Source organism: Pseudonocardia nantongensis (assembly GCF_046546495.1).
In the GTDB taxonomy this organism is placed as follows: Bacteria; Actinomycetota; Actinomycetes; order Mycobacteriales; family Pseudonocardiaceae; genus Pseudonocardia; species Pseudonocardia nantongensis.
This window is the reverse complement of sequence record NZ_JBKGXT010000033.1, coordinates 1-23,782: the sequence shown is the minus strand read 5'-3', so window position 1 is coordinate 23,782 and position 23,782 is coordinate 1. Positions and strand designations below refer to the sequence as shown.

The window sequence follows — 23,782 nt, the reverse complement described above, 5'->3', positions numbered from 1 at the left end:
GACCGCGATAACCACTCACGAGCCGCCGAAGGCGGCCTTCCCCGGGCCGTTCTCCACGAACGACTCCATGCCGATCGTCGCGTCCTCGGAGGCGAACACCCCGGCGAACGCCTCGGACTCGATGTCCAGGCCGGTCCGCAGGTCGGTGTCCAGGCCGCCGTCGATCGCCTTCTTCGCCGCGGCGTAGGCGAGCGCGGGCCCGGCCGTGAACTGCGAGGCCCACTCGACGGCACGGGTGTAGACGTCGTCGGCCGGCACGACCTCGTCCACCAGCCCGATCGCCAGTGCCTCCTCGGCCTTGACCATCCGGCCGGTGTAGATCAGGTCCTTGGTACGGCTCGGCCCGATCAGCCGCGCCGCGCGCTGGGTGCCGCCGCCGCCCGGGAAGATGCCGAGCAGGATCTCCGGGAAGCCGAACTTGGCGTTGTCACCGACGATCCGGCGGTCGGCGCCGAGCGCGACCTCCAGGCCGCCGCCGAGGGCGTAACCGGTCACCGCGGCCACGGTCGGCTTCGGGATCGTCGAGATCGCGCCCAGCCCGGCCGACAGCTTGCGGGCCACCGGGGCCATGTCCGCGTACGACATCGACGCCATCTCCTTGACGTCGGCGCCGGCGGCGAAGGTCTTCTCCCCCCCGTACACGACGACGGCACGCACGTCCGCGCGCGACGCCGCCTCCTCCGACACCTCCAGCAGCTCGCCCTGGATCTGGCGGTTCAGGGCGTTCATCGGCGGCCGGTCGATCCGGATCGTCCCGACGCCGGCGTCCACGGACAGGCTCACGAATTCGGTCACGCGCCGGACCCTAACCCCCTTCAGCCCTTGCGGTAGGCGGTGTAGCGGTTGCGGCGGCGTTGCACGGCCAGCGGGAGGCCGAAGGTCTCGGAGAGGGCCTCGTCGGTCAGGACGTCGTCGAGCAGGCCGGCGGTGACGACGCGGCCCTCGCGCAGCAGCATCGCGTGCGTGTAGCCGGGCGGGATCTCCTCGACGTGGTGGGTGACCAGCACCGACGCCGGGGCCTCCGGGTCGAGTGCGAGCCCCGACAGCCGGGACACCAGGTCCTCGCGCCCACCCAGGTCCAGACCGGCGGCGGGCTCGTCGAGCAGCAGCAGCTCGGGGTCGGTCATCAGCGCGCGGGCGATCAGCGTCCGCTTGCGCTCGCCCTCGGACAGCGTCGCGTACGGCCGCCCGGCCAGCGGGCCCATCCCCAGCTGCTCGAGCAGCTGGCGGGCGCGGGCGGTGTCGTAGCTCTCGTAGTCCTCGTTCCAGCGGCCGAGCACGCCGTACCCGGCCGAGACCACGACGTCGGACACGATCTCGTCGCCCGGGATCCGCACCCCGAGGTTGGCCGAGGTCAGGCCGATCCGGGGGCGCAGCTCGAAGACGTTCACCCGGCCCATCCGCTCGCCGAGGATCTGCACCCGGCCCGCGGTCGGGTGCAGCTCGGCTCCGGCGAGGCGGAGCAGGGTGGTCTTCCCGGCGCCGTTCGGGCCGAGCACGACCCAGCGTTCGTCGAGCTCGACCCGCCAGTCGACGGCATCGAGCAGGGTCGTCCGACCGCGGCGGACGGTCGCGCCGTCCATCCCGATCACCAGGTCCTCGGAGTCGATGCTGCTGCTCGTTCCGCTGGCGCTGCTCTCGGCGCCGACGCTCGTTCCGCTGGCGCTGCTCTCGGCGCCGACGCTCGTTCCGCTGTCGCTGCTCTCGGCGCCGACGCTCGTTCCGCTGGCGCTGCTCTCGGAAGCTGTGACGCCGGGCGTGGGCGAGGTTCCGGGGGTGCTCACACCCCTATCCTGGCCGACCGTGCCTGTCTTCCCGCTCGGTGCCCACCCCGACGACCACGGGACCCGCTTCGCGGTCGCCTCGACCAGCGCGGACATGGTCGAGGTCTGCCTCGTCGACGGCGAGCCCGGCGCGCTCACCGAGCGCCGGGTCGAGCTGCGCGAGCACACGTTCGGCGTCTGGCACGGGCACGTCCCGGGGGTCCGGGCCGGCCAGCGCTACGGGTTCCGCGCGCACGGGCCCTACCGGCCGTTCGACGGGCTGCGGACCAACCCGCACAAGATCCTGGTCGACCCGTACGCCGAGCGGATCACCGGCCGGGTCACCGACGTCGTCGCCGCGCGCGGGTGGGACGGCGACCCGATGTCCGGCCCGGCGAGCACGATCGACTCGCTGGACAGCGTGCCGTTGTCGGTGGTGACCGCCGCCAACCCGATGCCGCGCCCGCCCCGGCCGGACGTGCCGTGGTCCGAGACGGTGATCTCGGAAGTGCACGTCAAGGGCTGGACGAAGCTGCACCCGGAGGTCCCGGAGAGCCACCGCGGCACCTACCTGGGCCTGGCGCACCCGGCCGTGATCGCGCAGCTGCAGCGGACCGGGGTCACCGCCGTCGAGCTGCTGCCGATCCAGGCGATCGCCGAGGAACCGCCGTTGCTGGAACGCGGCGCGGTGAACTACTGGGGCTACTCCACGCTCGGCTTCCTGGCCCCGCACCCGGGCTACGCCGCCGTGCCCGGCAACGAGTGCGCCGAGTTCCGCTACCTGGTCGACACGCTGCACGCGGCCGGGATCGAGGTGATCCTCGACATCGTCCCGAACCACACCTGCGAGGGCGGGGTCGGCGGGACGACGCTGTCGTTCCGCGGGCTGGACGCCCCGGCCTACTACTCCCTCGGCGGGTCCGGGCACGACGCGGACATCACCGGCACCGGCAACACCCTCGACGCCGGGTCGCCGACTGTGATCCGGCTGGTCTGCGACGCGATGCGGCACTGGGTGCACTCCTACGGAGTCGACGGGTTCCGGGTCGACCTCGCCTCGGTGCTCGGCCGGCCGCGGTCCGGCCCGTTCTCCCCGTCCTCCGCGATGCTGACGGCGATCGCCCAGGACCCGACCCTGTCGACCTGCAAGCTGATCGCCGAGCCGTGGGACGCGACCGGCGAGGGTTACCGGGTCGGCGGGTTCGGCGTCGCGTGGTCGGAGTGGAACGGGCGCTACCGGGACGCCGTCCGCGACTTCTGGCGCGGGCACGGCGGGGTCGCCGAGCTCGCGTCCCGGCTGACCGGCAGCTCCGACATCTACCGGCTGTCCGGCAGGCGGCCGTGGGCCTCGGTCAACTTCGTGACCGCGCACGACGGCTTCACCCTGCGCGACCTCGTCTCCTACGAGCGCAAGCACAACGAGGGCAACGGTGAGAACAACCGCGACGGCACGGACGACAACCGGTCGCAGAACCTCGGTGCCGAGGGCGAGACCGACGACGCCGGGATCCGCGCCGCCCGGCTCGCCACCGCCCGGGCGATGATGGCGACCCTGCTGCTGTCCATCGGCACCCCGATGATCACCGGCGGGGACGAGCGCTGGCGCACCCAGGGCGGCAACAACAACCCCTACTGCCGCGACGACGAGACGTCCTGGGTGGACTGGACGGCCACCGACGAGGCCGCGGCGATGGGGGCCTTCACCGCGAAGCTCACCGCCCTGCGCCGGGAGTCGCCGGTGCTGCACCGCGACCAGTTCTACGTCGACGGCGAGGTGCTCTGGTGGGACCCGTCCGGCCGGCCGATGGAACCGCACGACTGGCACGACGACGGCCGTCGCACCCTGGTCGTGCTGCTGGCCGACTACTGGCTGCTGGTGCTGCACTCCGGGGACCGGCCGGTGGACTGCGTGCTTCCGGCCGGGCACGGCTTCGACCCGGTCCTCGACTCGACCGCCGACGACGGCACCCCCGCCGATACGTCCCCGCTCGAGGCCGGGTCGACGATCGTGCTGCCGCCCCGCTCGGTCCGCCTGCTGCGCAGCCGGTGAGCCGGCACGCCGCCGCGTAGGAGCGGCCTGCGCACGGGCCTCTCCTGCACCGGGCGTCCTGAGGCCGTCCCGGCGCGCATCCCCGCCGAGATGTACCTCAGGGGCAATTGTCGATCTCCGGAAGCCCCTGAGCTGCATCTCGGCGGGTGGAGGCGCCGGTCGGAACGGGTGGGTACCGGCAGTAGCGCCGGACCGGTCGCGAGTCCGGGAGCAGCGCCGGGGGATCTCCGCGGCGTAGGCTGCGCGCATGCCGCGATACGAGTTCCGCTGCCGGGAGTGCGCCGCGGGCGGGGCCCCGGGGACGTTCGAGGTGGACCGGTCGATGACGGCCGCCGCGGAGCCCGCGGCCTGCCCGCACGGGCACATGGACACCGTCAAGCTGCTCTCCACGGTGTCGCTGGGCGGGCGCTCGTCCGGCGACCGCGCGCCGCAGCCGGCGGGGGCACCGGCCGGCGGCGGGGGCTGCTGCGGCGGCGGGTGCTGCGGGGGCTGACCCGCCCCACACCGGACGGCGCGTGTACATCGCCACGCGCGCGGGCGCCTGCCCTGCGGACGGCTCTGCGGGCGTTGACCCTCCCGCGCCGGCCACCACTCCGAACGGATGTCGTTCACACCAACGTGTGACGCAGCCGTCACCGGGTCGTCTGGAGCGGGATCTGTGGCAGCCGGGACCAGGCGGTCACCGTCGACGGGCTCGCCCCCGGCAGGCACGAGCTGGTCCTGAGCACCGTGTCCCCGCGCGGGGACACCTACACCGCCCGCACGTCCGCGACCGTCGGGTGACGCCGAGCAGCTGACACCGGCCGGGGCGGTCTCACTCCGTGTCCGCCCAGGCCGGATCGGGCACCGCCCGCCGGACCCGCACCCGCTGCGCGACCTGGTCGGCGAGCGTGCCGAGCAGTGCCCCGGTCACCACACCGACGGCGACCGCGGCCAGCGGGGGCAGCGGCAGCACGGTCCCGGCGCCGACCCCGAGCAGGACGCAGTACCCCGCCCAGACGGGCGAGGCGACGGCGGTCGCGAGCAGGAACCGGCGCCGCGGGTAGCCCGTCGCCCCCGCCGTCATCGTGACGACGACCCGCAGGACCGGCACGTGGCGCGCGGCGAGGATCAGCGCCATGCCGCGGGCCCGCAACGTCGTCCGCACCCGATGGAACCTGCGCTGCCCGTGCGGGCCGCGGAACCACGGCCAGCGCTGCAGTGGCACCCGCGCCCCGAGCCGGTAGGCGATCTGGTCCCCGGCGAACGCGCCCAGCGATCCCACCGCCACCAGGACCGGCACCGGTACCGGGGGGATCGCCGCGGTCGCCGACAGCGTGGCCAGCGCGATCAGCACGGACTCGCTGGGCACCGGCGGCAGGAAGCCGTCGACCGCGCACAACACGAACAGCAGCGGCACCACCCATGGTGAGGCGGCCACCGCCATCACGGTCTCGATCACCGGTACGCCCCCCGTCGTCCGGCACGCCGGAAGGCGGGCCCGGATCGACGCTAGGGCGGCACGACCGGCCCCGGATCGGAGACAACCCCCGGAACGGACCCGGGGTTGCCCCCGGACGGTCGCCGGGGCCGGGTCAGCCGGCCAGCACGATCTTCGCCAGCTCCGCCGACGACGACAGGTGCGGGTGCCGGGGCAGCACCCGGACCGTGTACCCGGTCAGCCCGGCGTGCGGCAGCGGTACCGCGACCTCCCAGCTGTCGTCGCCGCGGTGCTCCATCGCCGCCGTGATCGGCCCGGCCAGCTCGTCAGTGTCGTCCACCCGCCCGACGACGGCCTCCACCGTCACGTCCGAGGGCTCCAGCCCGGCCAGGTCGACGCCCGCGCGGACCGTCATCGGCGACCCGACGACCGGGGTCTCCGGCAGCCCGGAGGCGTCCACCCCGGTGATCCGGACGTGGTTCCAGGCCTTGTTCAGCCGGGCCCGGTACTGCGCGATGTCACGGGCCGCGGCGTAGTCCGACCCGGTGACGTCGGCGGCCGCGCGGGCGGCCGGGACGTACCAGTCCTGCACGTACTCGCGGACCATCCGGGTCGCCTGCACCTTCGGGCGCAGCGTGCTCAGCGTGTGCCGCACCATCTCCACCCAGCGGGTGGGAACGCCGTCGGTGCGGTCGTAGAAGGCAGGCGCGACCTGGGTGGAGATCAGCTCGTAGAGCGCGTTCGCCTCCAGGTCGTCGCGCCGGGTCGGGTCCTCGACGCCGTCCGCGGTCGGGATGGCCCACCCGTTGCCGCCGTCGTAGAACTCGTCCCACCAACCGTCCCGGATGGACAGGTTCAGCCCGCCGTTCAGCGCCGACTTCATGCCCGAGGTCCCGCACGCCTCCAACGGGCGCAGCGGGTTGTTCAACCACACGTCGCAGCCCCAGTAGAGGTAGCGGGCCATCGACATGTCGTAGTCGGGCAGGAACACGATGCGGTGCCGGACGCCGGCGTCGTCGGCGAACCGGACGATCTGCTGGATCAGCGCCTTGCCGCCGTCGTCGGCCGGGTGCGACTTGCCGGCCACGATCAGCTGCACCGGGCGGTGCGGGTCGAGCAGCAGCCCGCGCAGCCGGTCCGGGTCGCGCAGCATCAGGGTCAGCCGCTTGTAGGTCGGCACCCGGCGGGCGAAGCCGACGGTCAGCACGTCGGAGTCGAAGACGTGGTCGGTCCAACCCAGCTCCGGCTCGGACGCGCCACGCTCCAGCCACGCCGCGCGGACCCGCCGGCGCACCTCGTCCACCAGCCGCGAGCGCAGCGTGTTGCGCAGCGCCCACAGGTCGGCGTCGGAGACCTCGGTCGGCGGGTGCGCCGACCGGTCCGGGGGCGGATCGCCGAGCAGCTCGGTGACCTGGGTGGCCTCCCAGGTGTGGCCGTGCACGCCGTTGGTGACCGAGCCGATCGGCACCTCGTCACGGTCGAAGCCCGCCCACATCCCGCCGAACATGTCGCGGGAGACCTGCCCGTGCAGCCGGGACACCCCGTTCGCGCGCTGGGCCAGCCGCAGGCCCATGTGCGCCATGTTGAAGGTCTCCGGGTTCTCCTCCGAGCCCAGCGCCAGCAGCCGGTCGGCGGGCAGGCCCGGAAGCAACCGGTCGGTGAGGTAGTGCCGGACCAGGTCGAGCCCGAACCGGTCGATGCCCGCCGGCACCGGGGTGTGGGTGGTGAACACCGTCCCGGCGCGGATCGCGGCCAGCGCCTCGTCGAAGTCCAGCCCGGACCCGGACGCCGTCACCGGTGAGCTCGACGACGGCCCGGCCCCGTTCGCGGCGACCGCCGAACCGGTGCACAGCTCGCGGATCCGCTCGAGGCCGAGGAAGCCGGCGTGCCCCTCGTTGGTGTGGAAGACCTCCGGCGTCGGGTGCCCGGTGGTGGCGCAGAACGCGCGCACCGCGCGGACGCCGCCGACCCCGATCAGGATCTCCTGCTGGATCCGGTGGTCCTGGTCGCCGCCGTAGAGCCGGTCGGTGACCCCGCGCAGGTCCGGCTCGTTCTCCTCGATGTCGGAGTCGAGCAGCAGCAGCGGAACCCGGCCGACCCGGGCCACCCACACCCGGGCGGCCAGCGTGCGGTCGCCGGGCATCGCGACCTCGACCAGCAGCGGGTCGCCCCCGTGGTCACCGCCGGTGGTGAGCAGCTGCAGCGGCAGCCCCTGCGGATCGATCGCCGGGTAGTGCTCGAGCTGCCAGCCGTCCAGCGACAGCGACTGGCGGAAGTAGCCGGAGCGGTAGAGCAGCCCCACCGCGACCAGCGGGACGCCCAGGTCGGAGGCCGCCTTGAGGTGGTCGCCGGCCAGCACGCCGAGGCCGCCGGAGTAGTTCGGCAGCACCTCGGAGACGCCGAACTCCATCGAGAAGTAGGCGACGGCGTCGGGCAGCGCCGGGTCGTCGCCCGCCTCCTCCTGGTACCAGCGCGGCCCCGCCAGGTAGGCCTCGAGCTCGTCGGCCCGCTCCCGCACGGTCGCCGCGATCGCCTCGTCGGCGGCGAGCTCGTCCAGCCGGGAGGTCGGGATCTCGCCGAGCAACCGGACCGGGTCCTGCCCGCAAGCCGACCAGGCCTGCGGGTCGAGCGAGGCGAACAGCTCCCGGGTGGGCGCGTGCCAGGTCCACCGCAGGTTCGTCGCCAGCGTCTGGAGCAGGGCCAGCGGACCGGGCAGCTGGGCACGGACGGTGAATCGGCGCAGGGCTCTCACGGCGCGTGAGACTAACGCCGTCCCCGTCCGGGCAGGAGACCCGCGCCCCGGGCACGGCCGATGCCGGGGCACGAACGGGCGTGTCCCGTCGCGCGCCGCCCGGGACCGGCTGGGTACGGTTGTCCCGTGCGCCACACAGGTCCCGGCGTGCACGAGATCTCGAGCTGGAACCGGGGGTGACGCCCGATGACGGGGCGGCTCGGAATCGATGACGTGACCCCCTTCGTGCAGAGCGGAGACCCGGCCAAGGCCGTGGTCGGCGAGGTCGTGCCCGTCCGCGCGAACGTGTGGCGGGAGGGTCACGACGCGGTCGCGGCCAACGTCGTGTTCACCCCGCTCCGGGCGGACGGGAGCCCCGGCCAGCCCCGCTACGTCCGGATGCGGCCCGAGGGCGCCGGCACCGACCGGTTCGTCGCGTTCGTGGCACCCGACGCCGAGGGCCGCTGGACGTTCCGGGTGGACGCCTGGAGCGACCCGTGGTCGACCTGGCGCAACGCGGTGGAGAAGAAGGTGGCCGCCGGCCAGACCCCCGACGAGCTCGCCAACGACCTGGAGACCGGGGCCCGGCTGCTGCAGCGGGTCGGCCGCCGCCCGGCCGAGAAGGAGCAGCGCGACCTGCTGCTGGGCGCGGCGAACACGCTGCGGGACACCGCACTGCCGCTGCGCGCGCGGATAGCCCCGGCCCTGTTCGACGCCGTCGTCACGATCATGACCGCGCGCCCGGTCCGGGAACTGATCACCCGCGGGCCGGAACGCGAGATCCACGTCGACCGGCGGCGCGCGCTGTACGGCTCCTGGTACGAGTTCTTCCCCCGCTCCACCGGCGGCCGGGACGAGACCGGCCGCGCGGTGCACGGCACGCTCGCGACGTCGGCCAAGGAGCTGGACCGGGTCGCGCGGATGGGCTTCGACGTCGCCTACCTGCCGCCGATCCACCCGGTCGGCACGGTACACCGCAAGGGCCGCAACAACTCCGTGCACGCCGAGCCCGGCGACGTCGGGTCCCCGTGGGCGATCGGCTCGGCCGCGGGCGGTCACGACGCGATCGACCCCGAGCTGGGCGACTTCGACGACTTCGACGCGTTCGTCGCCAAGGCCGAGGAGCTCGGCATGGAGGTCGCGCTCGACCTGGCGCTGCAGTGCGCGCCGGACCACCCGTGGGTCACCGAGCACCCGGAGTGGTTCACCGTCCGTCCGGACGGGACGATCGCGTACGCGGAGAACCCGCCGAAGCGCTACCAGGACATCTACCCGCTCAACTTCGACCGCGACCCGGACGGCATCTACACCGAGTGCCTGCGCGTGGTGCTGACCTGGGTCGAGCACGGCGTGAAGATCTTCCGGGTGGACAACCCGCACACCAAGCCGCCGAACTTCTGGCACTGGCTGATCTGGGAGGTCAAGCACCGCCATCCCGAGGTGCTGTTCCTGGCGGAGGCGTTCACCCGTCCGGCCCGGCTGTTCGGGCTCGCGCGGCTGGGCTTCACCCAGTCCTACACGTACTTCACATGGCGGACCGGCAAGGAGGAGCTGGCCGACTTCGCCATGATGCACGCCGAGCACGCCGACGAGTGCCGGCCGAACCTGTTCACCAACACCCCGGACATCCTGCACGAGTCGTTGCAGAACGGTGGGCCCGCGATGTTCGCCGTCCGGGCCACCCTGGCCGCGACGATGTCGCCGACCTGGGGTGTCTACTCCGGATTCGAGCTGTACGAGGGCGTCCCGGTGAAGCCGGACAGCGAGGAGTACCTCGACTCGGAGAAGTACGAGCTGCGCCCGCGCGAGTTCGAGACCGCGCTGAATCAGGGCCGGTCGCTGGAGCCCTACCTGACCCAGCTCAACGAGATCCGGCGCGCGCACCCGTCGCTGCAGCAGCTGCGCGAGATCCACTTCCACGACGTGGACAACGAGGAGATCATCGCCTACTCCCGGCTCGACCCGGCCACCGGCGACCAGGTGCTCGTCGTCTGCACGCTGAACTCGTGGGAGGCGCGCCAGGGCACGATCACCCTGGACATGCCGGCGCTGGGCCTGCGATACGAGGACGTCGTGGACGTCCACGACGAGGTCTCCGGGCAAACCTTCCGCTGGGGCGAGCGCAACTTCGTCCGGCTGATCCCGACCGAGAACGTCGCGCACGTGCTGCGGCTGCCCGCGCAGGTACCGGTGCTCTGAGCCCGGACCGATCACGGATCCGGAACGCATCCGGCCACTCGCGGCCGGATCTGCTCCCGATCCGTGATCACACCAGGTAGTCGACCAGGGCCCGGTTCACCTCGACCGGGCGCTCCAGGTAGCCGTAGTGCCCGGCGTCGGGAGGCCCGGGCCGGGCGTGGTGCCGCCGAACGCGATGACGTCCAGCCAGTCCTGCGCGATCCGGTCGTCGTCCAGCGTGGACGGTGAGAGGTTGTGCGCGGCGAGGGGACCCCTCGGGGAACCGGGGAACCGGACGGGCCGTCTGCGGTCAGGCCGGCTCCGGAGCGGGGTCGGTGAGGTAGCGCTGCAGGGTCGGCCCCATCCAGTTCGCGACGGTGTCCGGCGGGGTCGAGGCGAGCGGCTCCATACGGAGCACATAGCGGGCGAGCATCAGGCCCATCAGGTGTGATCCGAGCAGCTCGGCACGCAGGCGCGCCGGCTCCGGGACAGCCGTGGCGATCCGGGTGATGATCTCCCGCTCGATGTACTCGGTGAACATCGCGGCCGAGCGCTCGTCGGTCGGCGCGGACCGCAGCAGCGCGAGCAGCGGCTCGATCGTGGGCGCCTGGTCCCAGACGCCCAGGAAGTGCCGCACGATGCGCTCGCCCAGGCCGTCGAGGCCTTCCGCGAGCTCGGACGCGACCCGCTCCGCCGGGTTCACCGGCATCTCCAGCGCCGCGCTGAACAGCCGCGACTTGGTCTCGAAGAAGTAGTAGACCATCGCCGGGTCGACCTCTGCGGTGGCCGCGATCCGGCGGATGGTGGCGCGGTCGTAGCCGCGTTCGGCGAACGACGCGCGGGCCGCATCGAGGATGCGTCGGCGGCTGCGCTCCCCGGTGCGCCACCGGCCGGGCCTGCCTGCCGCGTCCGGCTCGTCCGACTCGCCCACGGCCATCCGCCCATCTGCTTCTTGCTTTTCATCGCTTGTTGAACATTGCGTTACGACACAGTAGCGTCGAACTCCACCAGACGGTGAAGATTAGCCGAATCCAGGTGCGAGGAGCCCGCCGTGGCCGACTACACACTTCCGCTGCCGCGCGTGGGGCCGCGTGAGATCGAGCTCGTCGGCGGCAAGGGCGCCGGCCTCGGCGCGCTGATCGACGCCGGGTTCCCGGTGCCCGAGGGGTTCGTCGTGACCACCGCGGCGTACCGCGACTTCCTCGATGCCACCGGGCTCACCGGCCGCCCGGCCGCCGAGCTGCACGAGCGGATCCCGCAGGTTCCGATACCCGAGCGGGTGGCCTCGGCGGTGCTGGCCGCCTACGCCGGGATCGGAGGGCCGGTGGCCGTCCGCTCGTCGGGCACCGCGGAGGATCTGGCCGACGCCTCGTTCGCCGGCCAGCACGACACCTACCTCGGCGTCGACGGCGGGCAGGCGGTGCTCGACGCCGTCCGCGACTGCTGGGCCTCGCTCTGGACACCGCGGGCGGTCGCCTACCGCGAACGCCAGGGTTGGGACGAGAGCGAGCTGGCGCTGGCCGTCGTCGTCCAGGAGATGGTGGACGCCGAGTGGGCCGGGGTGCTGTTCACCGCCGACCCGGTGAGCGGGCGGCGCGACCACGTGGTGGTCGAAGCGGTGCGCGGTCTCGGCGAGGACCTGGTCTCGGGCACCGTCAGCGGCGAGCACGCCGTCCTGGACAAGTCCACCGCGCGACGGGTCAGCGGGTCGGTGTCGGTACCGGACATCGGTGAGCTGGTGCGGCTCGGCCGCGAGATCGAGACGGCGTTCGGCTGTCCGCAGGACATCGAGTGGACCCGCGCGGCGGGTCGTCTGCAGCTCGTGCAGGCCCGGCCGCTGACCGCCCTGCCCACCGAACCGCCCGCCGAGCCCGAGGCGGCCCCGCGGGAGGCCCCGCGAGCGCGCCGCGACTACGGGATGGCCGCCGACCACATGCCGTTCCCCCCGTTCCCGATGGACGTCTCGCTGTTCCTCCGGCCGGCGATCCGCGCGATGATCGGCGCCGCCCGGGCGGCGGGTCTGGCCACGCCGACGCTCGACGAGGCGATCGTCGAGATCGGCGACGGAGTGGTCCAGATCGTCCCGCCGCAGCAGGTCCGGTTCACCCGCCGCGCCCTCACCGGCGCGCCACGAGCCGTGCCCTCGCTCGCCCGGTTGGTGAGCACCTCGACCAGCGGCTGGCGCGCACGGTCGGAGGGCACCCTGGTGGCGCTGTGCCGGCGGGCCGATGCGGCCGACCTCGGTGCGCTCTCCGACGCCGAGCTGCTCGGGCAGGTCGATGCCCTGATGGGCACGTTGGGCTCGCTCATGCCGTCCCGGTTCGGGGCGATGCCCCGCGGGCTCCTGGCCGGGGCCGCCGTCGAGCGGCTGATCGCCGCCGTCGTCGGCCGGGAGCGGGCCGACGGGCTGCACGCCGGGCTGATGTCCGCGGTGCCGTGCGTGACGACCGAGGCCAATGCCACGATCGACCGGCTCGCCGCGGCCGTCCGGGCGGACCCGGAGCTGCTGCGGATCTACCGCGAGCAGCCGGCCGCAGACGTGGCCGAACGGCTGCGCGAGACGGCGGCGGGCCGGGCGCTGCTCGCCGACGTCGAGGCCTACCTGCGCGAGTTCGGGTTCCGCGAGATGTCCATCTTCACGGTCGGGCTGCCGCCGCTGCGGGAGACCCCGGAGGTGGCGCACGGGCTCATCAAGAGCCTCGCGCAGGGTCCACCCGCCGACAGCGACGGTGCGGCCCGGCTCGCGCGCAGCCGCGCCGAGCTCCGCCGCGCGCGTGGCCTGCGGGCCCGGCTGCTCACGCCGGTGATCCGGCGGATCGTCGAGGTGGAGCGCCGGACCGCCGGGTTCCGGGAGGACAGCCACTACCAGCTGGTGATGACGCTGGCCGTCGCCCGTCGGCTCCTGCTGGAGCTGGGGCGCCGGTTCGTCGAGCGCGACGTGCTCGACGCGGCGGAGGACATCGCCTACCTGGAGCGCAGCGAGGTGACGAGCCTGGCGCCCGGTGCCGTCCGGGAGGTCGTCGCCGCGCGCAGGGCCGCCCGCAGGGCCGCCCTGCCCGGGTACACGTTCGTTCCGGCGACGCTGCAGGCCCAGCCCGAGGACGCGAGCCGGGTACGGGGCACCCCGGCAAGCCGGGGCGCCGCCACCGGCCCGGTCCGGGTCGTGCGCGACGAGTCGGAGTTCGCGAACCTGCAGGACGGCGAGGTCCTGGTCTGCCCCTACACCAACCCGACGTGGACCCCGCTGTTCGCGCTGGCCGCCGCCGTCGTCGTCGACGCGGGTGGCGCGGCATCGCACGCCGCGATCGTGGCCCGCGAGCACGGGATCCCCGCGGTCATGGGTACCGTCAACGCCACCCGGGTGCTGTCCGACGGGCAGCAGGTCGTGGTGGACGGCGGCGCCGGCACGGTCGAGCTCGCCGGCACCCTCCGGTGACCACCACCCGTCCCGTCCGGGCCGGCGCGGTCACCGCCGTCGTCCTGTGCGGCGCCGTGCTCGGCCCGCTGAACTCCACCATGATCGCGGTCGCGCTGCCGCCGATGGCACTCGACCTCGGCGTCGACGCGAGCGCGATGAGCTGGCTGGTCACCGCCTACCTGATCGCGATGGCCGCGCTGCAGCCGGTCGCCGGCAAGCTCGGCGACCGGCTCGGGCCGCGGCCGGTCCTGCTCACCGGGTACGCGCTGTTCTTCGTCGCCTCCGCGCTGGCGCCGTTCGTGCACAGCTTGGCGCTGCTCGTCGCGTGCCGGGTCACCCAGGCCGTCGCGGCCGCGCTGATGACACCGACCGGCTTCGCCCTGCTGCGCCAGGCCGCCCCGTCCGACCGGCTGGGCCGGGCGTTCGGCGTGATCGGCGCCGTGCTGCCGCTGGCGGCCGCGGTCGGTCCGGTGCTCGGCGGCGTCCTGGTCGAGGTCGGCGGCTGGCAGGCGATCTTCCTGGTGAACCTCCCGGTGACCCTGTTCGCCCTGGTGCTGGGCTGGTGGGTGGTGCCCCGCGCCGCGCGCGCGGAGGACCCCGGCGGGTTCGACATCGTGGGAGCGGGCTGGCTGTGCGCACTGCTCGTCGGTCTGACCCTGACCCTGGACACCGCCCCCGGCGGGGCCGTCCTCGTCGTCGCCTGTGTGGTGCTGGTCGTGGCGACGTGGGCGTTCGTCCGCCACCAGCGGCGCCATCCGGACGCGGTGCTCCCGCCGCGGCTGTTCACCCGGCGCAGCTTCGTCGCGGCGGCGGCCGGCATCGGGCTGGCCAACCTCGCCTTCTACGTCACGCTGCTCGCCGTGCCGCAGCTGCTGCACACCCGCGGGATCGACGGCGCGCAGGCAGGCCTCGTCCTGGGGGCCCTGACGCTCGCGTCCTCGCCGCTGGCGCTGCTCGGCGGGCGGCTCGCGGACCGGGCCGGGCTGCGGCTGCCCGCCGTCGCCGGGCTGGCGCTCCTGCTGCTCGGCCTGATACCGCTGCTGCTCGACCCGACCGGGCTCCCGCTCCCGCTACTGGTCGTCGCCCTGGGCGTGGTCGGCGCCGGCGTCGGCCTGTCGATGCCGGCCTTCCAGCTGGGTGCCCTGCACGGCGTCGAGCAGCGCGACACCGGGATGGCGACGGGGGTGTTCTTCACCAGCCGCTACCTGGGCAGCATCCTCGGCACGAGCCTGCTCGCCGGCCCGCTGGCCCTCACCTCGCCCGGCGCGGACACCGTGCTGTTCGCCGTGCTCGCGGGCACCGCCGCGATCGGGGTCGCCGTCGCGGCCACGCTGCCCCGGCGCGGGTGACCTCGCGCCGGCACCGCTCAGGCCGGGGCGGGGGCCTCGTCGTCGGCCGCGCTCACCGGCGGCTCCAGGACGAGCGCGGTGGCCCGGAACGGGGTCATCTCGAGCCGGAAGCCCTGCAGGTCGTCGACGGTGCCGACGTCCTCTCCGGAGAACAGGTCGCGCACCGTGGCACCGGGCTCCAGGTGCTCGGACCGCACCGCCGCATCGACGTGCTCGTCAGCGAAGTTGAGCACCGTGACCTCGATCCGGCCGTCATCGAGCCGGTGCACCATCACCAGCAGCCCGCGGTGCGCGACGTCCGGGACGTCGATCTGCTCGGCCGTGGACACCCCGCAGTGCTTGCGCACCGCCAGGATCGCCTGCATCTGCCGCACGAAGCTCGTCTCGTCGGCCAGCTGCTCGGGCAGCGGGCCGTAGAGGCTGCGCCCGCGGGGCATCCCGGACGACGACGCCTCGGCGTCCGGGCGGTGTCCCATCAGGTCGTGCGCGGGCCGCGAGACCCACCGGGTGTCGCCGCCGGAGAGCAGGTCGAAGACCCGCTCCGGGGGCAGGGTCAGCATGCCGAGCAGGTCCCAGCCCGACAGTGCGAACACGCCGGGCTGGAAGGCGTTGAACATCACCAGCAGCAGGTGCACCTGCCGGATCCGCGCGACGTCGCCGGGCCCGATGTCGTCCAGAGCGGAGATGCCGAGCGAGGCCGCGATCACGGTCGCGGTGGTGCAGGCGATCCCGTTCGTCGTGAAGATCAGGTTGTACGGGGCGTCCGGGCCGGTCAGCTTCTCGCAGAGGTCGCGGCGGATCGTGTCGGCCAGCTCGCCACCGGTGATCTCCTCGCCGCGGAACGCGAACACGGCGTCGGCATGCCCAGCGGTCCAGTGCACCAGCTCGTAGGTCAGCTCGTCGTGGTTCTGCAGGGCGTGCACCAGCGACGCCGGGTCCACCCCGACCTCGTGCGCGGTGCGCAGGGTCAGGCGCAGGAACTCGGTGTCCGCGGTGGCCAGCGCGTGGTGGTAGGCGGGGCGGTTGACGAAGTCGTAGGACAGGTCCGCACCGGCTTCGGAGGCCGCCCGGATGTCGTCGACGGTCAGGTTCAGCTCCTGGAAGGTGAACCCGCCGACCTTGCGCACCATCGAGGCGATCAGGTGGTTGGCCGCCTCGGACAGCGGGTGCCCCTCGGACCAGCCGGGGGTGCCCGCGGCCGACTTCTCGACGCCGAGGAAGCCGTTGGCGTCCAGCCGCAGCGCGCCGGTGCCGAGGTCGGCGAGCGAGTGCAGGGCGTCGCCGATCACCATCCGCATCCCGGCGAACGTCGGGTCCAGCCAGTTCACCGACGGCTGCCCGTCCTTGAAGTAGTGCAGGTAGACCCACCGCCGGGCGACGCCGTCGACACCGGTGACCTCCGCCGTCGCCGACCAGTTGGTCTCCTTGACGCCCTCCCGGAAGAAGATCACCCGCTGCAGCCGGCCGACGATGTAGCCGGCCTTCTCCAGCTGTTCCTCGGTGGCCGCGTCCAGGTTCGCCGAGTCCTGGCCGGGAGGCACCTCGGGCAGCAGGCTCCAGTCCGCCGGCTCGATCTCGACCATGTGGTAGATGCCCGGGTAGTCCCCGTAGCCGAGCTCGGCGAGCCGGAAGTCGGCGCCCTTGCCGGTGTGGCCGGGCACGATGTCGTCGATGATCGTGCCGCCGTGCCAGGTCGCGGTGCCGCACATGGCGCGGAACTCGTCCTCGGTGCCGAACGCCGGGTCGAGCTCGTTGGAGATCCGGTCGAAGTGGCCGTCCACGCTCGGGGTCGGCTGCCAGCCGGAGATACCGCCGGCCTTCTTCACCGGCCCGGTGTGCACCGCCTCGATGCCGATCGTCTCGAACGCCTGCCAGAGGTCGGTGTCACCGAGCGTGCCGAGGAACGAGGTGCCGGCCGGGGTGATCAGCGAGATCGGGTAGGCGGTGAACCACACCGACGCCGTCTCCACCGCGTGCCGGGGGCCGGGGCTGGCGAACGGGTTCTGCCACATCGAGCCCTGCCCGGAGAACTGCCGGGCCAGCTCGTCGGCGTGCGAGAGCATCGACTGGGCCAGCAGCCAGGACACGTAGACCGGGTTGTCGCCGGACGCCGGGCCGTCCTGGGCGACCGAGCGCCGGCGCACCGTGGACCGGGCCCGGGCGCGGTGCCGCAGGGTGCGCGGGCGCGCCGGGTGGAAGTACTCGGCGTAGTTGACCTCGGTCGGGTCGGGCTGGTGTGCCTGCTCGGCCGGCACCGTTTCGAACACCGCCGTCGGCTCCGCCGGGGCGACCCGGTCCTCGTGCTCCGCTGCGGGGGTCTCGGCCATCGGCTCTCGCTCGGTCACGCCGCCGGTCCTCCGGGTCGCTGTCGGGGGTCCTCCGACACCCGTGCTGCACCGGCCGCACGCGGGCGTGCGGCACCGACGCGGGCGCGCGGGCGCCGGGATCAGTATGGGTTGCCGGGCGCCGGGACGCCCGGAGACGGCGGGCGCGGTGGGAGACCTCCGCGGGTGGTGACCGCCCGTGACCAACGGTCGCCGTTCCGGCACGGACCGTACCACCGGCCGTGCCGTGCACCCGGGCCCGCACCGTGGCTGCCGGTTAGGGTTCGCCCGGCGCGCGGTACCCGCGCGCCGGCACCGCCACGGCGGCGAGAGGCATGGCCGGGCGCCGGCCCGGCGGGAAGGGGACGACGCGTGGGCCCGACCGGAGCACCCGACCACCTCACGGCGCTCCCCGCCCTGCTCCGCGACTGGCTGCCGGCCCGCCGCTGGTTCGCCGAGAAGGGCCGCCCGTTGCAGGCGGTCCGGGTCGCCGAGCGGGCAGAGCTGCCCGCACCCGGCCCGCTGCGCGGCCTGGAGGTGCTGGTGCTCGCCGCCGACTTCGCCGACGGCCCGTCCCGGTATTACCAGCTGCACCTGGCCCGGCGCGCCGGGTCCGACGACGCGAGCCCGGCCGCCGTGATCGGGACCGTGCACGGCGAGGTGCTCTACGACGGCCTGCACGACCCGGCCGTCACCGGCTGGCTGCTCGCCGCGATCCGGGACGGTCGGCGCGCCGGCGGCCTGGACTTCGTGCCCGAGCCGGGCGCGACGCTGCCGGTCACCGAGACCGGCCGGGTGGTCGACGCCGAACAGTCGAACACCTCGGTCCGCTGGGGCGAGCGGTCCATCCTCAAGATCTACCGTCGGCTCTCCGCGGGGGTGAACCCGGACCTGGAGCTGCACCGGGCGCTGCGCGCTGCCGGGTCCACCTCGGTGGCCGCGCTGCAGGGCGCCGTCGAGGGCACCCTGGGCGGCGAGCCCGCCACCTACGGCCTGCTGCAGGAGTTCGCGGCCGGCTCGCAGGACGGCTGGGAGCGCGCCACCGCGGCCGTCCGGGGCGGGCACCCGTTCACCGCCGACGCGCGGGCGCTGGGCGAGGCACTGGCCGACGTGCACGTCGCGCTCCGCGACGAGCTCGGCACCACCGAGGCCGATCCGGCCGCGATGGCCGGGTACTGGACGTCGCGGCTGGAGCACGTAGCCGGGCAGGTCCCGGTGCTCGCCCCGCACGTGCCCGCCATTCGCGCCGTCTACGACGAGGTGGCCGCCCTCGGCCGCCCGGTGACCGTGCAGCGGGTGCACGGCGACCTGCACCTGGGTCAGACCCTGCGCACCCCGGAGAGCGGGTGGCTGCTCATCGACTTCGAGGGCGAGCCGGCCGCGACCGCGCGGGAGCGGCGCGCGCCGGACGCGGCGGTGCGCGACGTCGTCGGCATGTTGTTCTCGTTCGAGTACGCGGCGTTCCACCACCTGTTGCAGCAGCAGGGCGAGCTGGGCGGGGCCGGGAGCGTGGCGGGCCGCGACACGCCCGGCGGAGATCTCGGTTCGGACACCGACGCGGGCCGATCCGCGCACGCCTGGTCCGCGTCCAACCGGGACGCCTTCTGCGCCGGTTACGCCGCCCGCGCGGGCGCCGACCCCCGCGAGCAGGCCGCGCTGCTGCGTGCCTACGAGATCGACAAGGCTGTCTACCAGGTGCTCTACGAGACCCGCAGCCGTCCGACGTGGCTGCCGATCCCGCTCACCGCGATCGCGCGTACCACGTTCCGGCCGTCGACGTAACCGGGCGGCCACCGCAACTTCGCGAACCCGACGCCCGGGCAACTACCGACGCCCCGGGCGAGCGCCGGCGGGATCGTGGAATCCTCGATCACGGGAGGACCACGATGACACGACCACGCCGGGTGCCCCGATGAGCCCGGCCGCCACCGTCGTTCCCGCGCTGGCGGGTGCGGAAATGCTGGGGCTGGGGCTCGCGCCGTCCGCGGGCGCGGTCGGCGCGACGCTGGCCCTGATCGCCCTCGGCGTGCTGGTCGAGGGCCCGATCGTCACGGTCATGGCGGGCTCGCTGGCCGGTGCCGGGCTGCTCGACTGGTGGGCGGTGTTGCTGGTGGCCGTGCTCGCCGACGTCGTCGCGGACACCGCCTTCTTCGTGCTCGGCCGGGCCGGGCGCCGCCCGCGGGTGGCCCCGGTCCTGAGCCGGCTCGGACTCACCGGGGACCGGTGGGAGACACTGCGCGCGACGGTGACCGAGAACCTGCCCCGGGTCGTGCTCGGGGCGAAGCTGGTCGACGTCGGCGCGATCCCCGCGTTCCTGGCCACCGGCCTGGCGGGGGTGCGTCTCGAGCGGTTCCTGGCCTGGGTGCTCCCGGCCACCGCGGTGCGTGCCACCGTGCTGGTCGGGATCGGGTCCCTGGTCGGTGGCCGGCTCGCCGAGGAGCTGGCCGACCGGCCCTGGATCCTGGTGGCGGTGGGGCTGGGCGTCGGCCTCGTGCTCGTAACCGGGCGCGCGCTGTGGGTGCGCGCCGCGGCTTCGCGGAAGGAGAACGCGTGCGTGTCCTGATCGGTGCCGACACCTACGCACCGGACGTCAACGGGGCCAGCTATGCGGCCCGCCGGCTGGCCGCCGGGCTCGTCGAGCGCGGACACGAGGTGCACGTCGCGGCACCCGCGCGCGGGTTCCGCAGCCGGCCGCCGCGGCGGGTCGGGGCGATCACCGAGCACCGGGTTCGGTCGATGCCGGTGCCCAAGCCGGCCGGGTTCCGGATCTGCCCGCCACCGGGCCTGCGGCAGACCGCGCGGGCGATCCTGCGCCGGGCCCGGCCGGACATCGTGCACGTGCAGAGCCACATGATCCTGGGCCGGATGCTGCTGACCGCGGCCGCGGACCTGGGCATCCCGGCGGTCGCGACCACGCACATGATCCCGGACAACATCATCCCGTCGATCAGCTTCCTGCACCTGCCCGAGCCGCAGCTCAAGAAGCTGTTCTGGTGGGACACGGTGCGGGTGCTGCGCCGGGCCGGGACGGTCACCGCCCCGACCCCGCACGCGGCGAGCCTGGCCGAGCGGCACGGCGTCCCCGGACCGGTGCTGCCGGTGTCGAACGGGCTGGACATGTCCCGGTTCCGGCCCGACACCTCGGGTCGCGGTGCCGCCTTCCGGGCCCGGCACCGGCTCCCGGAGGGCCCGCTGGCCGGCTACGTCGGCCGGCTGGACCGGGAGAAGCACGTCGACGAGGTCATCCGGGCGCTGGCCCGGGTGCGGGACACGCTGCCGGGCGCCCGGCTGCTCGTCGTCGGCGAGGGTGACGAGCGCGGGCGGCTGCTCGCGGCGGCCCGCGCGGCCGGCGTCGAGCACGCGGTGACGTTCACCGGCCGGCTCGACGACGACGAGATCCCGGACGTCTACGCGGCGGTGGACGTGTTCGTCAACGCCGGCACCGCGGAGCTGCAGAGCCTGGTCACGCTGGAGGCGATGGCCACCGGCAAGCCGGTCGTCGCGGTGGACGCGGGCGCGCTGCCGCACCTGGTCCGGCACGGCGAGAACGGCTACCGCTGGCCGCACGGCGACGTCGGCGCGCTGGCCGACCGGCTGCTCGCCGTGCTCGGCGACCCGGCGGCCGCGGCCACGATGGGCGCGGCCGGCCTGGAGATCGTCGCCGAGCACACGATGCCGACCACCCTGGACGCGTTCGAGGAGCTGTACCGGTCCCGGGCCCGCCCGGTCGTCCCGGTGCGGGCGACCCGGCGGGGGCCCCGCAGCGGCGCCCGCCGGCGGGTCGGCAGCGACCGGTGACGGTGACGCCGGCCCCCGGCGCCGTCCGGTCGGGCACCGTGACCGTGGACGGCGCGCCGACAGCGCTGCACGAGTTCGGCGACCCGGCGGCGCCCCCGCTGCTGGCGCTGCACGGGTTGCGCGGCAGCCATCACGGGCTGGCCCCGCTGGCGTCGCGGATCACCGGGGCCCGGGTGCTCGTGCCCGACCTGCCCGGCTTCGGGGCGTCGGCGCCGTTCACCGACCGGGCGCACGACGTGGCCGGCTACACCCGCTGGGCCGCCGCGCTGCTGGCGGATCTCGGCCGGGACACCGCCCTGCTCGGGCACTCGTTCGGCTCGGTCGTCGCCACCGCGGTCGCCGCACGCGCCCGCCCGCGCGCCCTGGTCCTGGTCAACCCGATCGCCGAGGCCGCCGACGCGGCCGGCGGGATCACCGGCCTCGGCACCCGGCTCACCGCATGGGTGCACGAGGCCGCCGCCGCCCGGTCCTGGGACGGGGTGCTGCGGCACCGGCTGCTGGCCGACGCCGCGACCGTCTCGATGGCCACCACTCGCGACGCCCGGCTGCGCCGGTGGATCGCCGCCGAGCACCGCACGCACTTCGGCGGCTACGCGACGACGGACTCGCTGCTGGAGGCGTTCCGCGCGGCCGGGGCAGGGTCGGCCCTGCCGTGGGCCCGCGTGGTCGGCGCGCCCGCGCTGCTGCTCGCCGGGGCCCGGGACCGGGTCGCCCCGCTCGCCGGGCAGCACCGGCTCGCCGCCGCGCTCGGCGACGCCCGGCTCGCGGTGCTGCCGCGCACCGGGCACCTGGTGCACTACGAGGCCCCGGCGTGGGCGGCACGCGAGATCGGTGCATTCCTGGAGGCCCGGGCCCGACCGGAGGCCCGATCCGGGTGAGAGTGCTCGTCGACTGCCGCTACATCCGGCCCGGGAAGCCGGACGGGATCGGCCGCTACACCACCGGGCTGGTGCGCGCGCTGGACCGGCTGCACCCGGTGGAGCTGCTGGTGTCCGACCCCCGCCAGCGCGACGGGCTCCCCGACCGGCCCGCGCACGTCCTGCCCGCACCGACCGGGGCCGGCGAACCGTTCGTGGCGCGGCGGGTGAACCGGCTGGTCGGCGACGACCCGGACGCGGTCGTGTTCTCGCCGATGCAGACGATGGGCACGCGGGGCCGCCGCTACGCCGTCGTGCTCACCGTGCACGACCTCATCTACTACCGGCACCGCACCCCGCCGCCGTGGCTGGCCGCCCCGGTGCGGGCACTGTGGCGGGCCTACCACCTGTCCTGGTGGCCGCAGCGGCTGCTGCTGGGCGGCGCCGACGTCGTCGCCGTCGTCTCCCGGGCGACCGGGGACCTCGTGCGGGGGCATCGGCTCACCCCTCGCCCGGTCACCGTCGTCCCGGACGCCACCGACTTCCACCTGCCCGCGGGGTCCCCGCCCCGGACCCGGCCGGAGGGCGACCGGATCGTCTACGCCGGGTCGTTCATGCCGTACAAGAACGTCGCGACCCTGGCCCTGGCCGCCGCGCGGCTGCCCGGCCACGAGCTGCACCTGGTCTCCCCCGTCCCGGCCGGGGTGCGGGAGGAGATCGAGCGGCTGGCCGCGCCGGCCCGGCCGGTGTTCCACGACGGCGTCGACGACGCCGGCTACCGCGCGCTGCTCGACGGGGCGACCGCGCTGGTGTCGGCTTCCCGGGACGAGGGCTTCGGGCTGCCGGTGCTGGAGGCGATGGCCCGCGGCTGCCCGGTCGTCGTCTCCGACATCCCGGCCTTCCGCGAGGTCGCCGGGGACGCCGGGCTGTTCGCCGACCCGGACGACCCGGCCGGGTTCGCCGAGGCCGTCCGGTCTCTCGACGCCGGGGATGACTGGACCGCGCGCTCGGAGCGGGTGCGGGAACGGGCGGCCGCGCAGACCTGGGACGGGGCGGCCGAGGCGCTGCTGCAGGTGCTGAGGCAGGCGGTCGCGCGGCGTCGGGGGTGAGTCAGGACGACCGGGCGCGCACCCAGCGGGCGACCTGCTCCACGTACCGGCCGTACTGCTCGACGGCGGCCGGCACCGCCGCCGTCATCCGCCCGACATCGAGATCGACGTCAGCGTGGACGATCACGTCGCGCAGACCGACCGACGGCGCGATCGCGGCCGCAAGTTCGGGGTCGATCAGACCCACCTCGGCCGCCATCCGGAACGAGCCGGTCATGTCGTGCGGCGCCTCCCGACGCGAGGTGACGACGACGTGAGTGTTGATCGCGACGGCGAGGTCGACCAAGGCCGACAGGATGCGTTCGAGCTGGAGCCGACGGCCGAACTCGTCGCCGGGGACGTCTCCGTCGCGAAGCCGCCCGAGCTGCTCCAACAGGCGACGCATCGTCCGGAGGCGGTTCACCACCGTCTCGACGTCGAGCTCACGGGGGGTGTCTCTATGTGGTTGTCAAGCCGCAGCGAGCTCCGGATCAGGCTTGGTGACTATCGGTGGGGCGTAGGGCGTGCGGTCGCGAAGCATGGCGAACAGGACGTCGGTGCGGCGGCGGGCGAGGCAGATCAGGGCGGCGTTGTGCCGCTTGCCCTGGGCTCGCTTGCGGTCGTAGTAGGCGCGGCTGACGGGGTCGGCGAGGCTGGCGAAGGCGGACAGGAACAACGTGGACTTCAGCGCGTGGTTTCCGCGCTGGGAGCGGGTCTCGCCCTTGATCGAGGTCCCGGACCGGCGCGTCACGGGCGCGAGTCCAGCGTAGGCGGCCAGGTGCCCGGCGGTGGGGAACGCGGATCCG

18 protein-coding genes are annotated in these 23,782 nt (G+C 74.4%); 10 read left to right on the top strand and 8 right to left on the bottom strand.

Going from position 1 to position 23,782, the window contains the following annotated elements:
- Positions 1-15: 15 nt before the first annotated feature.
- Together ACLFMI_RS25730 and ACLFMI_RS25725 are read right to left on the bottom strand one after the other, a co-directional pair.
- Complete coding sequence (locus ACLFMI_RS25730; RefSeq protein WP_410950545.1) at positions 16-795, bottom strand: enoyl-CoA hydratase/isomerase family protein; 780 nt, start codon at positions 793-795, stop codon at positions 16-18.
- A 20-nt stretch (positions 796-815) separates the two neighbouring features.
- Complete coding sequence (locus tag ACLFMI_RS25725; RefSeq protein WP_410950564.1) at positions 816-1,583, bottom strand: ABC transporter ATP-binding protein; 768 nt, start codon at positions 1,581-1,583, stop codon at positions 816-818.
- Between the two features lie 220 nt (positions 1,584-1,803).
- On the opposite strand from ACLFMI_RS25725, the gene glgX reads away from it, so the two are divergent.
- Together glgX and ACLFMI_RS25715 are read left to right on the top strand one after the other, a co-directional pair.
- Positions 1,804-3,813, top strand: a complete 2,010-nt coding sequence (gene glgX / locus ACLFMI_RS25720) for a glycogen debranching protein GlgX (protein ID WP_410950544.1) — start codon at positions 1,804-1,806, stop codon at positions 3,811-3,813.
- A gap of 247 nt (positions 3,814-4,060) precedes the next feature.
- Positions 4,061-4,306, top strand: a complete 246-nt coding sequence (locus tag ACLFMI_RS25715) for an FmdB family zinc ribbon protein (RefSeq protein ID WP_410950543.1) — start codon at positions 4,061-4,063, stop codon at positions 4,304-4,306.
- Positions 4,307-4,627: 321 nt separating this feature from the next.
- On the opposite strand, the gene ACLFMI_RS25710 is transcribed toward ACLFMI_RS25715, so the two are convergent.
- Both ACLFMI_RS25710 and glgP read right to left on the bottom strand, forming a co-directional pair.
- Positions 4,628-5,233, bottom strand: a complete 606-nt coding sequence (locus tag ACLFMI_RS25710; protein WP_410950542.1) for a DedA family protein — start codon at positions 5,231-5,233, stop codon at positions 4,628-4,630.
- A gap of 154 nt (positions 5,234-5,387) precedes the next feature.
- The gene (gene glgP, locus ACLFMI_RS25705) at positions 5,388-7,985 is read right to left on the bottom strand and encodes an alpha-glucan family phosphorylase (protein ID WP_410950541.1); all 2,598 of its coding nucleotides are present in this window, start codon (positions 7,983-7,985) and stop codon (positions 5,388-5,390) included.
- A 186-nt stretch (positions 7,986-8,171) separates the two neighbouring features.
- Here glgP and ACLFMI_RS25700 point away from each other — a divergent pair, with 186 nt between their 5' ends.
- Positions 8,172-10,163 (top strand): alpha-1,4-glucan--maltose-1-phosphate maltosyltransferase, encoded by a 1,992-nt coding sequence (locus ACLFMI_RS25700; RefSeq protein ID WP_410950540.1) that lies wholly within the window; start codon positions 8,172-8,174, stop codon positions 10,161-10,163.
- 289 nt (positions 10,164-10,452) lie between these two features.
- On the opposite strand, the gene ACLFMI_RS25695 is transcribed toward ACLFMI_RS25700, so the two are convergent.
- Complete coding sequence (locus tag ACLFMI_RS25695) at positions 10,453-11,079, bottom strand: TetR/AcrR family transcriptional regulator (protein WP_410950539.1); 627 nt, start codon at positions 11,077-11,079, stop codon at positions 10,453-10,455.
- 114 nt (positions 11,080-11,193) lie between these two features.
- On the opposite strand from ACLFMI_RS25695, the gene ACLFMI_RS25690 reads away from it, so the two are divergent.
- Entirely contained in the window at positions 11,194-13,578 is a 2,385-nt protein-coding gene (locus ACLFMI_RS25690) for a PEP/pyruvate-binding domain-containing protein (RefSeq protein WP_410950538.1), read from the top strand.
- Entirely contained in the window at positions 13,575-14,909 is a 1,335-nt protein-coding gene (locus tag ACLFMI_RS25685) for an MFS transporter (RefSeq protein ID WP_410950537.1), read from the top strand. The genes ACLFMI_RS25690 and ACLFMI_RS25685 overlap by 4 nt, the downstream gene beginning before the upstream one ends.
- A gap of 17 nt (positions 14,910-14,926) precedes the next feature.
- Here ACLFMI_RS25685 and treS read toward each other — a convergent pair whose 3' ends face one another.
- Positions 14,927-17,254 carry a maltose alpha-D-glucosyltransferase gene (gene treS / locus ACLFMI_RS25680; RefSeq protein ID WP_410950536.1) on the bottom strand — a complete coding sequence of 776 codons (2,328 nt, stop codon included), beginning with the start codon at positions 17,252-17,254 and terminating at the stop codon, positions 14,927-14,929.
- Between the two features lie 351 nt (positions 17,255-17,605).
- Here treS and ACLFMI_RS25675 point away from each other — a divergent pair, with 351 nt between their 5' ends.
- The 5 genes from ACLFMI_RS25675 to ACLFMI_RS25655 all read left to right on the top strand — a co-directional run bounded on the left by ACLFMI_RS25675 (position 17,606) and on the right by ACLFMI_RS25655 (position 22,997).
- Positions 17,606-19,015: a maltokinase N-terminal cap-like domain-containing protein gene (locus ACLFMI_RS25675; protein ID WP_410950535.1), complete on the top strand. Its 1,410-nt coding sequence runs from the start codon at positions 17,606-17,608 to the stop codon at positions 19,013-19,015.
- A gap of 130 nt (positions 19,016-19,145) precedes the next feature.
- Positions 19,146-19,796 carry a hypothetical protein gene (locus ACLFMI_RS25670; protein ID WP_410950534.1) on the top strand — a complete coding sequence of 217 codons (651 nt, stop codon included), beginning with the start codon at positions 19,146-19,148 and terminating at the stop codon, positions 19,794-19,796.
- On the top strand, positions 19,784-21,031 hold the full coding sequence (locus ACLFMI_RS25665; RefSeq protein WP_410950533.1) for a glycosyltransferase: 1,248 nt from the start codon (positions 19,784-19,786) through the stop codon (positions 21,029-21,031). The genes ACLFMI_RS25670 and ACLFMI_RS25665 overlap by 13 nt, the downstream gene beginning before the upstream one ends.
- A 38-nt stretch (positions 21,032-21,069) precedes the next feature.
- Positions 21,070-21,909: an alpha/beta fold hydrolase gene (locus tag ACLFMI_RS25660; RefSeq protein ID WP_410950532.1), complete on the top strand. Its 840-nt coding sequence runs from the start codon at positions 21,070-21,072 to the stop codon at positions 21,907-21,909.
- Positions 21,906-22,997 (top strand): glycosyltransferase family 4 protein, encoded by a 1,092-nt coding sequence (locus ACLFMI_RS25655; protein ID WP_410950531.1) that lies wholly within the window; start codon positions 21,906-21,908, stop codon positions 22,995-22,997. The genes ACLFMI_RS25660 and ACLFMI_RS25655 overlap by 4 nt, the downstream gene beginning before the upstream one ends.
- Before the next feature lies 1 nt (position 22,998).
- Here ACLFMI_RS25655 and ACLFMI_RS25650 read toward each other — a convergent pair whose 3' ends face one another.
- Both ACLFMI_RS25650 and ACLFMI_RS25645 read right to left on the bottom strand, forming a co-directional pair.
- Complete coding sequence (locus ACLFMI_RS25650; protein WP_410950530.1) at positions 22,999-23,382, bottom strand: DUF86 domain-containing protein; 384 nt, start codon at positions 23,380-23,382, stop codon at positions 22,999-23,001.
- Between the two features lie 63 nt (positions 23,383-23,445).
- The coding region (locus ACLFMI_RS25645) for a transposase (protein WP_410950529.1) at positions 23,446-23,782 on the bottom strand (337 nt) is incomplete at its 5' end.

Excerpts from the sequence above, each read along its gene's own strand:
- ACLFMI_RS25725 (WP_410950564.1), bottom strand. The coding sequence starts at position 1,583 with ATGGACGGCGCGACCGTCCGCCGCGGTCGGACGACCCTGCTCGATGCC.
- ACLFMI_RS25715 (WP_410950543.1), top strand. The coding sequence starts at position 4,061 with ATGCCGCGATACGAGTTCCGCTGCCGGGAGTGCGCCGCGGGCGGGGCC.
- ACLFMI_RS25700 (WP_410950540.1), top strand. The coding sequence starts at position 8,172 with ATGACGGGGCGGCTCGGAATCGATGACGTGACCCCCTTCGTGCAGAGC.
- ACLFMI_RS25695 (WP_410950539.1), bottom strand. The coding sequence starts at position 11,079 with ATGGCCGTGGGCGAGTCGGACGAGCCGGACGCGGCAGGCAGGCCCGGC.
- ACLFMI_RS25670 (WP_410950534.1), top strand. The coding sequence starts at position 19,146 with ATGAGCCCGGCCGCCACCGTCGTTCCCGCGCTGGCGGGTGCGGAAATG.
- ACLFMI_RS25650 (WP_410950530.1), bottom strand. The coding sequence starts at position 23,382 with ATGCGTCGCCTGTTGGAGCAGCTCGGGCGGCTTCGCGACGGAGACGTC.